At 67.4% G+C, this 12,023-nt stretch carries 11 protein-coding genes and 1 pseudogene; 10 read left to right on the top strand and 2 right to left on the bottom strand.

The window, feature by feature from the left end:
- From ACE039_RS15675 to ACE039_RS15665, 3 genes and pseudogenes are all read left to right on the top strand, one after another.
- Positions 1-195 (top strand): annotated as a pseudogene (locus ACE039_RS15675) (tripartite tricarboxylate transporter substrate binding protein); the annotation flags it as partial.
- A gap of 41 nt (positions 196-236) precedes the next feature.
- Positions 237-1,136, top strand: coding sequence for an HpcH/HpaI aldolase/citrate lyase family protein (locus ACE039_RS15670; protein WP_485822768.1), 900 nt, complete (start codon positions 237-239; stop codon positions 1,134-1,136).
- Positions 1,133-2,329 (top strand): CaiB/BaiF CoA transferase family protein, encoded by a 1,197-nt coding sequence (locus ACE039_RS15665; RefSeq protein WP_485822767.1) that lies wholly within the window; start codon positions 1,133-1,135, stop codon positions 2,327-2,329. Before ACE039_RS15670 ends, ACE039_RS15665 begins: the two co-directional genes overlap by 4 nt.
- A gap of 10 nt (positions 2,330-2,339) precedes the next feature.
- Here the strand turns inward: ACE039_RS15665 and bioD are convergent, their stop codons facing one another.
- Together bioD and bioF are read right to left on the bottom strand one after the other, a co-directional pair.
- The gene (bioD, locus tag ACE039_RS15660) at positions 2,340-3,776 is read right to left on the bottom strand and encodes a dethiobiotin synthase (RefSeq protein WP_485822861.1); all 1,437 of its coding nucleotides are present in this window, start codon (positions 3,774-3,776) and stop codon (positions 2,340-2,342) included.
- Positions 3,777-4,432: 656 nt separating this feature from the next.
- Positions 4,433-5,620 carry an 8-amino-7-oxononanoate synthase gene (gene bioF / locus ACE039_RS15655; protein WP_485822766.1) on the bottom strand — a complete coding sequence of 396 codons (1,188 nt, stop codon included), beginning with the start codon at positions 5,618-5,620 and terminating at the stop codon, positions 4,433-4,435.
- A 148-nt stretch (positions 5,621-5,768) separates the two neighbouring features.
- On the opposite strand from bioF, the gene ACE039_RS15650 reads away from it, so the two are divergent.
- The 7 genes from ACE039_RS15650 to ccoP all read left to right on the top strand — a co-directional run bounded on the left by ACE039_RS15650 (position 5,769) and on the right by ccoP (position 11,879).
- The gene (locus ACE039_RS15650) at positions 5,769-7,037 is read left to right on the top strand and encodes an adenosylmethionine--8-amino-7-oxononanoate transaminase (protein WP_485822765.1); all 1,269 of its coding nucleotides are present in this window, start codon (positions 5,769-5,771) and stop codon (positions 7,035-7,037) included.
- A gap of 90 nt (positions 7,038-7,127) precedes the next feature.
- Positions 7,128-8,102: a P-type ATPase actuator domain-containing protein gene (locus ACE039_RS15645; protein ID WP_105556622.1), complete on the top strand. Its 975-nt coding sequence runs from the start codon at positions 7,128-7,130 to the stop codon at positions 8,100-8,102.
- Complete coding sequence (gene ccoS, locus ACE039_RS15640; RefSeq protein WP_313459621.1) at positions 8,099-8,260, top strand: cbb3-type cytochrome oxidase assembly protein CcoS; 162 nt, start codon at positions 8,099-8,101, stop codon at positions 8,258-8,260. Before ACE039_RS15645 ends, ccoS begins: the two co-directional genes overlap by 4 nt.
- Before the next feature lie 209 nt (positions 8,261-8,469).
- Complete coding sequence (gene ccoN, locus ACE039_RS15635; RefSeq protein WP_313459623.1) at positions 8,470-9,957, top strand: cytochrome-c oxidase, cbb3-type subunit I; 1,488 nt, start codon at positions 8,470-8,472, stop codon at positions 9,955-9,957.
- 10 nt (positions 9,958-9,967) lie between these two features.
- Positions 9,968-10,705 carry a cytochrome-c oxidase, cbb3-type subunit II gene (ccoO, locus tag ACE039_RS15630; protein ID WP_485822764.1) on the top strand — a complete coding sequence of 246 codons (738 nt, stop codon included), beginning with the start codon at positions 9,968-9,970 and terminating at the stop codon, positions 10,703-10,705.
- A 2-nt stretch (positions 10,706-10,707) separates the two neighbouring features.
- Positions 10,708-10,884: a cbb3-type cytochrome oxidase subunit 3 gene (locus tag ACE039_RS15625; protein WP_105556505.1), complete on the top strand. Its 177-nt coding sequence runs from the start codon at positions 10,708-10,710 to the stop codon at positions 10,882-10,884.
- A complete protein-coding gene (gene ccoP / locus ACE039_RS15620; protein WP_485822763.1) occupies positions 10,881-11,879 on the top strand; it encodes a cytochrome-c oxidase, cbb3-type subunit III in 999 nt (332 codons plus the stop codon). Before ACE039_RS15625 ends, ccoP begins: the two co-directional genes overlap by 4 nt.
- The last annotated feature ends 144 nt before the right edge of the window (positions 11,880-12,023 follow it).

The following is a 12,023-nucleotide window of genomic DNA, read 5'->3' as shown; positions in this document are numbered from 1 at the left end:
CCCCCCGCTTCCCTGGTGGACAAGCTGAACGCCGAGATCCGCGGCATCGTCAACGACCAGAAGATGCGCGCCATGTTCGCGGAAGAAAGCGCCGTGCCGGCCGAACTGACCGTGCCGCAATTCGCTGAACTGGTAAAGGCCGATGCCGCCAAGTGGAAGCAGGTGGCCCGCGACCGCAACATTTCCATCCAGTAGACGACGTCTCCGCATCAACCCTGATTTCCTGAGTGCCAAGCATGAGAAGCAAACTGTTCGTACCCGGATCGCGCCCCGAATTGTTCGCCAAGGCGCTGGCGGGCACCGCCGACGCCTTGTCGTTCGACCTGGAGGACGCGGTGGCGCCGTCGCGCAAGGATGAGGCGCGTGGTCATCTGGCCCGCTTGCTGGCGGCGCCCGAAGCCGCCGCATCGGGCAAGACGCTGATCGTTCGTGTCAACGCGCTGGATTCTGGACAGTTTCATGCCGACGTGCAGGCCGTCGTGCGGCCGGGGTTGCATCTGGTGAACCTGCCCAAGGCGGAGCGCGAGGCCGACGTGGTGGCGGCAGCCAGCGCGGTCGAGCAAGCGTGCCGCGCCAATGGCGTGGAAGGCCCCGTGGGCTTGCTGCTGAACATTGAGTCGCCGCGCGCATTGCGCCGCGCAGCCAGCCTGGCGGCGGCGCATCCCAGCGTGGCGGGCCTGCAATTGGGGTTGGGCGACCTGTTCGAACCTGCCGGCATCGCGCGCCGCGAACCGGCGGCGGTGCAGCAGGCGATGTTCGCGCTGCGCATGGCGGCGGCCGAGGCGGGCGTGTTTGCCTACGACTCCGCCTTCGCCAATATCGAAGACGAAGCCGGCTACCGCGCCGAGGCGGAACTGGCACGCAGCCTGGGCTATATCGGCAAGAGCTGCATCCATCCGCGTCAGGTGCCACTGGCCAATGCGGCATTCCGTCCCACCGATGAAGAGATCGCGCATGCGGGCCGGGTGGTGCAGGCCGCGCGGGAAGCGGCGGCCAAGGGCACGGCGGCGTTCGTGGTGGATGGGCGGATGATCGACGGCCCATTCCTGCGCCGCGCCGAAGCGGTGTTGCGGGCGGCGGCCGGGTTGGGCCTTACGGACGCTTCGAACAGCGCCAACGCGGCGGAGGCGCAATGATGGCCCCCGCGCTGCAATCGACGGGCGGTCCGCTGACAGGCGTGCGCGTGCTGGACTTAAGCGCCTATATCGCCGGGCCGTATGGCTGCACGCTGCTGGCCGATCAGGGGGCGGACGTTATCAAGGTCGAGCCTCCCAGTGGTGACAACCTGCGCAAGTACCCGTCCACGCTGGATGCCGAGAGCCGCGCCTTCCTGGGCGTGAACCGTGGCAAGCGCGGACTGGTTCTTGATCTGAAAAACGCCGATGCGCTGGCGGTGCTGCATGAATTGGCGCGCCAGGCCGACGTACTCGTGCACAACTTCCGGCCCAGCGTGCCGGCGCGCCTGGGCATCGCATACGAGCAATTGGCCCAGATCAACCCGAGGCTGATCTATTGCGCCGTCACGGGCTATGGCGAAACCGGTCCCTTGAAGGACAAGGCGGGCTACGACCAGGTATTGCAGACGATGACCGGCATGTGCGCCCTGCAGGGCAAGGCCGAGGGCCCGCCCGAGATCCTGTACGGATCGGTGGTGGACTACTACGCCTCGTCCATGGTGGCCGCCGGCGTGGCGTCGGCGCTATATGAACGCGAACGCAGCGGTCGCGGCCAGTTCGTGGGCGTTTCGCTGTTGCGCAGCGCGCTGGCCCTGCAATCGGCAAGGCTGGTCTGGGCGGAAGGCGAACCGCGCGATATCGGTCGGGACATGCGGTCGGGCGGCATCACGGGCATTCATCCCACGGGCGAAGGCTACCTGTACATCTCGGCCAATACGCCGCATTTCTGGCAGGCGCTGTGCGCCAAGACCGGCTTGCCGGAGCTTGCCGCCGATGAACGCTACGACTCGGTGCGCAAGCGCGCCGAACACCGCGACGAGATCGTGCCGCGCCTGCATGAGGCGCTGCGCGCGCGCACCGCGCTGGAATGGGAGGCCTGGTTCGGCGAAGAAGTCCCCTGCGCCGCTGCGCGCGGCGTGGAAGACATGTTCGACTTCCCGCAGGTGCAGGCCGAACACATGGTGGCGACGTTCGCGCATCCCGTGGTGGGCAGTTACCGGGGGTTCGCGCAGGCCATCAAATTCGGTCGCAGCCAGCCCGACAGCCCGCGCGCCGCGCCCGCCTTCGGGGAACATAGCGAAGCGGTGCTGAAAGAAGCGGGCATCTCGCCAGAACGCGTGGCGGCCCTGCGGGACCGCGGCGCGCTGGGATAAGGCGCCGGGGCTACTCGGCCACTGCCGGTGCCCCGCCCAATGCCGCCAGGCATTCCTGCAACGGGGGAATGTCGCGCGCCAGCGCGTCGACGGCGGCGGCGTCCACGTTGGCCAGGGGCGGAATCTCGGCCAGCACGCGCACGTCGCCAAAGCGTTCGATGGCTTCCTTGTTGCCGGCAGACAGCGGGCCGCTCATGATGACGCCCAGCACGGGGATGCCCCGGCGCTTTAGCGCCTCCAGGCTCAAGAGCGTGTGGTTGATGGTGCCCAGGCCGCTGCGCGCCGCCAGCACCACCGGCATGTCCAGGCGGGCGATCAGGTCGATCATCATGTGCGTGTCGTCGATCGGCACGTACAGGCCGCCCGCGCCTTCCACGATCAACGGGGCCCGGGTCGCCGGCGGCACGATGGTGGTGGCGTCAACCACCGTGTCCTCCAGCGTGGCGGCGGCCCAGGGCGAAAGCGGCGCCTGCAGCACGTAGGCGGGAAGGTGCAGGCGTTCGGGCGGCAACCGGGCCAATTGCGCGACGGTTTCGGTGTCGCCGGGTTCTTCGGACACGCCGGTCTGCACCGGCTTCCAGTAGTCGGCATCCCAGGCGCGTGCCAGGATGGCCGACACCAGCGTCTTGCCGATGCCGGTGTCCGTGCCGGTCACGAAAACCCCCATGGGGCGTTGCGTCGTTTTTTTCCACATACCGTAGGCCAGGTGATACGTCACCGTGGCTCCTTGTTCGTCAAATGCCGCCAGCACGCGGCGCAGCGCGGTCGGCCCCAGCGGCGCGCGACCCGGGGCCGGCGTGGTGGCGCCGATGCCTTTCAGCCCCTTCAGGAAAGTCAGGCCGTCAGGATGATCTTGTATCAGCCGTTCGCTGCGCACGCCACCGGCCAGATTACCCATGGCCGGACGGATGGCGGCGCGCGCGGGGTAGCGTGGCGTGGCGGCCACAAGGCCTGCGGCGTGATGCGCGGCGTGCCATTCGTCGAAGGTGCCATCGGCCAGGGTCGCCACGGCCAGATGGCCGCCCGGCGCCAGCAGGGCGGCCAAGCGGCCCAAACCCGCGTTAAGGTCCGTGAACCACTGCACGGCCAGGCTGGAGAAGATCAAATCGAAAGGGCCTGCCAGCGCAGGGGGATGCTCGCCGTCCAGTACCTGGTAACGGGCCGTGCCGGGCAGCGCCGGCCCGCGCTGCGCCGTATCCAGCATGGCGGGCGAGATGTCGGTGACCGTCCAGTCGGCGGGGCCCAGGCGGCGCGCCAGCGCCTGGGTCAGCAACCCGGTGCCGCAGCCGATCTCCAGGATGCGCGGGCGGGGGGGCAGGCGCAGCCGGGCGATATCGGCGGCCAGCCGTTCCGCCGTAACGCGCTGGATGGGGGCATGGTCTTCATAGCGGAGCGCGGCCGCGCCGAAGCGGGCGGCGATTTGCGGATCGCGCGGGGCTCGGGTCAATCGGCGGATGAATCCGGCGATATGACGGGCGCACCACGGCGCATCCGACACCGGCAACAGATGACCGGCTTGCTCCCGTTCATGCCGCTCGCTGTCCGGACCGCCGTCGAAGGCCGCCTGCGTCATCGATGCCGGAACAATCGGGTCATCCTGTCCGGTCAAGACCAGCAGGGGAACCGTTAGCGCGGCCAGCGCGTGGCGCTGGTCTTCGTCGCGCAAGGCCTGCAGGTCTTGCGTCAATGGCGCCAGCCGGGGTTCGCCGAAGGCAGAGGCGTCGCCGCAGCGCTGGCGGAACTCCTGCAAGACGGCGGCGGGATCGGCCGACAGCCGCTTCACCATGCGGTCGAGCATGCGGCGCGGCACGCCGGCGTCGAAGTCCGGCCCGGCGCCGAAGCGCGGGAAGCCGTTGATCGACACTAGCCCGATGCAACCCGCCGGCAGCTCGCGCAGCAATCGAAGCACGCCCATCGAGTGACCGATGGCGATGACCGGGCCATCGATCTTCGGGAAGCAGGCCGGCCCGAAGTAGCCGGCGTCGGCGACCAGGTGGGGCCAATCGCGCAGCGCGGCGCGTAGCGGCGCCCAGACCGAGGCGTCGAAGGCCCAGCCGTGGACGAACAGCAGGGTGGGGCGCGCGGGCAGGGCGCGGGCCTCGGTCATGCCAGTGCCGCCGCAAACCCGGCGATCAGTTGCTCCACATCGGTGTCGCGGTGGGCGGCGCTGAGCGTCACCCGCAGCCGGCTGGTGCCGGCGGGCACCGTGGGCGGACGGATCGCCACGGCCAGCAATCCCCGGCACTCCAGGTCCGCCGCCATCGCCAGCGCGCGGCCCTCGTCGCCCACGATGGCGGGCACGATCTGCGTGGACGAGGCGCCGGTGTCCAACCCCAGGCCCTGCAGCGCGGCGCGCAAGTAATCGCCCGCCGCCTCCAGCCGGGCGCGCTCGGCGTCCAGCGTGGGCACCAGGTCCAGCGCGGCGTCCATTGCGCCCAGCACGGCAGGCGGCAACGCCGTGGTGTAGATGAATCCGGAGCACGTATTGATCAGGTAGTCGCACAGCGCGCGGGATCCGGCCACATAGGCGCCGAATCCGCCCAGCGCCTTGCTGAACGTGCCCATGGCCAGATCGATGTGGCCGGGCGCCAATCCGGCCAACCCCATGCCGCCAGGGCCAAGCACGCCGGTGGCGTGGGCCTCATCCAGATAGACGAACGCCTGATAACGGTCGGCCAGAGCGGCCAGCCGGGCAACATCGGTCCGGTCCCCGTCCATGCTGAATACGCTTTCCGTGACGATGAACCTGGCAACGGACTTATCCGGCCCCGTTTCGGCTCTGGCCGCCAGCAGGCGCTCCAGGTGGTCCAGGTCGTTGTGCCGAAAGCGGATTTGCTTCACACCGGCCGCCTGGCAGCCATGATGCAAACTGGCGTGGTTCAGCTTGTCGGCATATAGCTCAACTTCGCCCCGGGCGGCGGCCGCGCGCAGTAGCGCGGGCAGGACGGCGGCGTTGGCCTGCCAACCGGAAGCCAGCAGCAGCGCGGCCTCCGTGCCCTTCAGGCGGGCCAGCTTGGCTTCCACTTGCTCGTGCAGATCCAGGTTGCCGCAGACCAGGCGCGAGGCCTGGGCACCGGCGCCATGCCGCGCGGCCCATTCCCGGGCGCGTTCAACCAGCAGCGGATGCTTGGACAGGCCCAGATAGTCGTTGCTTGAGAAATTCAGCACGGGCGCGCCATTCAGCACGATCCGGCCCGGCGGCGCGGCCGAGGCGGTGCGAAGGCGGCGGCGCACGCGGCGGTCGTCGGCGGCGGCCAACTCGGAGGAAAACAGGGAATCCAGCTTTGACATCAATCGATCCGGCAGCGGCCGGGCAGGGGGGGCGCCCGCGCCAGGCCGTAGAATGCGGGCCATTGTAGTGGAGGCGCGCGCGGCGGTTTCCCGGGGGACACACCCCTTGGAAACCCGCGGGCCGCCGCCAATTTTTGCGGAGTCCATCATGCACACGCCCGACTGGGTGGCCCAGGGCCAGCCCCATATCTGGCTTCCCTATGCCCAAATGAAGACGGCCACGCCGCCGCTGCCGGTCGTGCGCAGCCACGGCAGCCGGCTGGAACTGGCCGACGGGCGCAGCCTGATCGACGGCGTGGCGTCCTGGTGGACGGCCTGCCATGGCTACAACCATCCCCACATCGCCCAGGCGGTGCGGGCGCAGCTGGACGCCATGCCGCATGTGATGTTTGGCGGACTTACGCACGAACCCGCGCTGAAACTGGCGAGCCGGCTGGCCGGCTTGCTGGGGCCGGGGCTGGACCGGGTCTTCTATACCGACTCGGGCTCGGTGGCGGTCGAAGTCGCCATGAAGATGGCGGTGCAATACTGGCTGAACCAGGGCGAACGCGGGCGCAGCCGTTTCCTGGCGTTTCGTGGCGGCTACCACGGCGACACGTTTGGCACCATGGCGGTGTGTGACCCTGAAGAGGGCATGCACAGCCTGTACCGGGGCATGCTGGCCGAACACGATATCGTCGACCTGCCCCGAGACGAGGCCGCGATGGCGGCGCTGGACACCTTCCTCGAGACGCGCGCGCCGCAACTGGCGGGCATCCTGGTCGAGCCGCTGGTGCAGGGCGCGGGCGGCATGTTGCTGCACGGCCCTGAAGTGCTACGCCGCCTGCGCCGGCTGGCGGACCGCCACGGCCTGCTGCTGATTTTCGACGAGATCTTCACGGGCTTCGGGCGCACGGGCACGATGTTCGCGTTCGAGCAGGCCGGCATCCGGCCCGACATCATCACCTTGTCCAAGGCGTTGACGGGCGGCACGCTGCCCCTGGCCGCCACCGTGGCCAGCAATCGGGTGTTCGATGCGTTCTGGTCCGACGATCCGGCGCACGCACTGATGCACGGGCCCACCTTCATGGGCAATGCGCTGGCTTGCGCGGCGGCCAATGCATCGCTGGACCTGTTCGAGTCCGAGCCCCGCCTCGCCCAGGCGCAGGCGCTTGAGACCGCGCTCGCGGCGGGCCTGGCGCCTTGCCGCGATTTGCCCTGGGTGCGCGACGTGCGTGTGCTGGGCGCGATCGGCGTGGTCGAACTGGACGCCATCGCCGACCGCGAAGCGCTGAAGCGCCGGCTGGTCGAGGCCGGCGTCTGGGTGCGTCCGTTTGGCAATGTGGTCTACCTGACGCCGGCATTGACCATCCCCGAGGACGAACTGGCCGCGTTGATGCGCGCCGTGGTGGGCGTGCTGCGTCAGCAGCGCCCCTGATCCCGCCGCCGGTTTGCTTCCCGTGCAGGGGGGCAAAGCGCCTTGATCCAGATCAAGGCGTGCATCCGCAGCGCTGGGTACCATCGGCGCATGCGAGCAAAATCGATCTTCGCCGTCCCCGCGTGCCTGTCCGATGCCGACCGCCAGCAGCGCCGTCATGCGCTGGTGCGCCTGTCGCTGGCCTGGCTGGCGATGATGCAGGTCATGATGTTCGCGTGGCCCGGCTATCTCCGGCACGACAGCATGCCCGCCGACGCCCTCGAAACGCTGGACTGGGCCATCGTCCTGATGAACTGGGCCAGCTTCGCGCTGACCATCCCCGTGGTGCTGTATTCGGCCTGGCCCATCTGGCGCCATGCCGGCGACAACCTGCGCCACGGCCGCGCCGGCATGGACGTACCGGTGGCGCTTGGCATCGTCGCCGCCTTCATCCCCAGCGTCCACGCCACCTGGACGGGCCGTGGCGAGGTCTATTTCGACTCGGTCACGATGTTCGTGGCCTTCCTGCTGACCGCACGCTATCTGGAACTCTGCGCCCGCCAGTCCTTCGGCGGCGCGTCGGGCGGCCGGCGGCACGAACGGGTCGAGGCCCAGCGCCTGGACCTGGGCGCCCGCGCCGACCGGCTGGCATCCCGCTTTGTCATGGCGCAGGTGGCCCTTGCGCTGGCCGCGGCCGCCGCCTGGGCCTATATCGATCCCGCGCACAGCATTCCGGTGATGGTGGCGCTGCTCGTCATGAGCTGCCCTTGCGCCATGTCGATGGCGGTGCCCACCGCCATGGCGTCGGCGCACTCGGCGCTGGCGGCGCATCCCACCATGTCCGACGCCGCGCTGAACGCGCTCTTGCAGCAGGCGCGCCACAAGGCCCGCCAGAACCTCTACGGGTCGCTGGTCTGGCACCTGCTCATGACCCCGCTGGCGCTGGTAGGGTGGGTCACGCCATGGCTGGCCGCGATCACCATGCTGGTGTCATCGCTGGCGGTGGCCTACAACTCCTGGCGCCTGTGCCGCACCGACTGGTCCGGCGACGCCACCACTTCCGGCATGCTGGAAGCCGCGCAATGACCATCCTGTACCTGTTGCTGCCGCTGTCCCTGCTGTTCGTGCTGGCCATCGGCATATCGCTGTGGTGGGCCGTGTTCAACGGTCAGTACGACGACACCGACAACGCCGGAACGGCCATCCTGCGCGACGACGACAGCGGCCCCGCCAGCCGCAGCTGAGCGCCGCCGCGCCGCAACCCCGACAAACGGGCCGCCACCCGTTTTTGCGTCGCGTCGTCTGCAACATTCGTAGATAACGTTGCTGTTCCGTTGTGCCCGCGCCGCGTTCCCCGCCCGGCCAGCTGGCGCTTGATCCATATCAACGCCGACTTGTGTGACTAGTCCCATCATCTGAGCCTGGAGCTATTTGTTACTTTAGGGGAAGGGTGATGAACGATTGCGCCGCAATCGCAAGCAAGGCCGATACCTTCAACTACAAGATCGTGAGGCAGTTCGCGCTCATGACGGTGGTTTGGGGCATTGTCGGCATGGCTGTGGGCGTTTTTATCGCCGCGCAGCTGATTTGGCCTCAGTTGAACTTTGACATCGCATGGCTGAGCTACGGCCGCCTGCGCCCGCTGCACACGAACGCGGTGATCTTCGCCTTCGGCGGCAGCGCGCTGTTCACGACGTCGTACTACGTCGTCCAGCGCACCTGTCAGGCACGCCTGTTCTGTGGCCCCTTGGCCGCCTTCACGTTCTGGGGCTGGCAGCTCGTCATCGTCGCCGCGGCGATCACGCTGCCGATGGGCTTCACCAGCAGCAAGGAATACGCCGAACTCGAATGGCCGATCGACATCCTGATCACGCTGGTCTGGGTGGCCTACGCCATCGTGTTCTTCGGCACGATCATCAAGCGCCGGTCCAAGCACATCTACGTGGCCAACTGGTTCTTCGGTTCGTACATCCTTACCATCGCCATCCTGCACATCTTCAACAACATCGAAATGCCGGTGTCGTTGTGGAAGTCGTACTCGGCTTACGCCGGTGTACAGGACGCCATGGTGCAGTGGTGGTACGGCCATAACGCGGTGGGCTTCTTCCTGACCACCAGCTTCCTGGGCATGATGTATTACTTCGTGCCCAAGCAGGCCGGCCGTCCGATCTATTCGTACCGTCTGTCCATCGTCCACTTCTGGGCGCTGGCCTTCACGTACATGTGGGCGGGCCCGCACCACTTGCTGTATACGTCGCTGCCCGACTGGACCCAGTCGCTGGGCATGACGTTCTCGCTGATTCTGCTGGCGCCTTCCTGGGGCGGCATGATCAACGGCATCATGACGTTGCAGGGCGCCTGGTACAAGCTGCGTACCGACCCGATCCTGAAGTTCATGGTGACGGCGCTGTCGTTCTACGGCATGTCGACCTTCGAAGGTTCGATGATGTCGATCCGCACGGTCAACGCGCTGTCGCACTACACGGACTGGACCATCGGCCACGTGCACTCCGGCGCGCTGGGCTGGGTCGCCATGATTTCGTTCGGTTCCCTGTACTACCTGATCCCGCGCCTGTATGGCCGCGAAAAGATGCACAGCGTGAAGGCGATCGAACTGCACTTCTGGATCGCGACCATCGGCGTGGTGCTGTACATCGCCGCCATGTGGATCGCCGGGGTGCAGCAGGGCCTGATGTGGCGCGATACCGCTTCCGACGGCACGCTGGTCTACAGCTTCGTCGAAGAACTGAAGACGCGCGTTCCGTACTACCTGATCCGACTGTTGGGTGGCACGTTGTTCCTGTCCGGCGTGTTCGTCATGGCCTGGAACGTGTGGATGACGGTGCGCGGTGCGCAACCGGTCAACCCCGCCATTCCGCAAGACGATCCCCATGCCGCTCGCCCGTCGGTCATTGCGACCGCCGAGCCGGCTACTGTTTGACGAGGACATCATGGCCAACAAGAAACCTGGCTTCTTTTCTCACCAGACGCTTGAGAAGAACATCGGCTGGATGATCATCGCGAGCATCCTGGTGGTGTCCTTCGCGGGCCTGGTCCAGATCGTTCCGCTGTTCTTCCAGCACAGCACGACCCAGCCCGTCGCAGGCGTGGAACCCTACAGCCCGTTGCGGCTGATGGGCCGCGACGTCTACATCCGTGAAGGCTGCGTCGGCTGCCACTCGCAGCAGGTACGCGTGCTGGCCGCGGAAGTGCAGCGCTACGGCTCGTACTCGACCGCGGCGGAATCGGTCTTCGACCATCCGTTCCTGTGGGGCTCCAAGCGCACTGGCCCGGACCTGGCACGCGTAGGAGAGCGCTACTCCGACGACTGGCACCGTATCCACTTGCGCGATCCGCGCAAGGTGGTGCCGGAGTCGAACATGCCCGCCTATCCGTGGCTTGAAAAAACGGTCATCACCGGCCAGAACGTGGCCGAGCGCATGCGGGCGCTGCGCGCCCTGGGCGTTCCCTACACCGACGCCGACATCGAGGCCGCACCCAAGGCCATCGAAGGCAAGACGGAAGAGGACGCACTGGTTGCCTACCTGCAAGCGCTGGGCGTAGGCGTGCGCAAGGCCCAGGCCAAGCTGGCCGAAGATGCCAAAAAGGCCGAAGACACGAAGAAGGCCGCTCAGCCGACCGCGCAGTCGGCGGCGCAACCCGCCGCGCAAGCGGCAACGGGAGGCTGATCATGGTGGGCTACCTGAGCGCGATCGTCACCGCCATTTCGATGGCAACCTTTTTCGGCATCGTCTGGTGGGCCTGCTCGCGCGGCCGCCAGGGCGCCAACCGCGAATCGGCCATGCTGCCGTTCGCCCTGCCCGACGAGTTCGGCCAGGAACAACAAGATGGAGCGAATCGGTCATGAGCGATTTCGTAAATGGCTTCTGGGGATATTTCATCTCGGTCGTCGCGGTGGGCGGCGTGGTCTGGTGCCTGTGGCTGCTGTACACGCAGCGCCGTTGGCTCAGCACCAAGCCGGCCAGCGGCCAGGTCGAAGACACCGGCCACGTCTGGGACGGCGATCTGACCGAGCTTAATAATCCGGTCCCCACCTGGTGGACCTGGATGTATCTGCTGGCGTGCGTGTTCGCGCTGGGCTACCTGTTCTTCATGCCGGGCCTGGGTTCCTACAAGGGCCAACTGGGCTACAGCAGCACGGAGGAAGTCGCGCGGCATCAGGCAAAGATGGCCGAGGCCGTGCGTCCGATCTATGCGCGCTTCGAAACCATGACGGTGCCGCAGGTAGCGCAAGACCAGGCCGCCCTGGACATGGGGCAGCGCCTGTTCTTGAACACGTGCGCGCAGTGCCACGGTTCGGACGCAAAGGGCGGGCCCAGCTTTCCCAACCTGACCGACGGCGACTGGCTCTACGGCGGCTCGCCCGAGATCATCATGGAGACCATCACCAAGGGGCGCCACGGCGTGATGCCGCCTTGGAAGGCCGCCATCGATGCCAAGACGGCCGGCGATATCGCCCAGTACGTGCGTTCGCTGTCCGGCCTGACCTCGGACGACATCCGTGTCTTCCGCGGCAAGCGCGAGTTCGGCAACTACTGCGTGGCCTGTCACGGTGTGGACGGCAAGGGCAACCCACTGCTGGGCGCGCCCAACCTGACGGACGACGTGTGGCTGTACGGCAGTTCGGAAGCCACGATCGTGAAGACGATCCTGGACGGTCGCGACAACCGCATGCCGGCGCACGAACACATCCTGAACCCCGAGCAGATCAAAGTGCTGACGGCCTGGGTATGGGGTCTGTCGAACAAGCCCGGGGGCGCTGCGACGACGGCGGCGCCGGTTGCCGCCAACACCGCGACGCCTGCCGTCGCCAACCCCGCGGCGAATGCTGTCGCCCAGTAACGCGGCAAGCGGTGCTTAAGTGGGGGGCGCATCATGCGGCCCCCACATCATTGGACTTACAGGACGGAGCAGCAAATGGAAGATGGGTCAACCGCAAGCGTCGGCAAGCCGCCCGACGGCGACCCGCCACCCTGGCGGCCGCAC

The organism is Achromobacter maghribensis, assembly GCF_057334215.1.
This window is presented reverse-complemented; position numbering and strand designations above follow the sequence as displayed.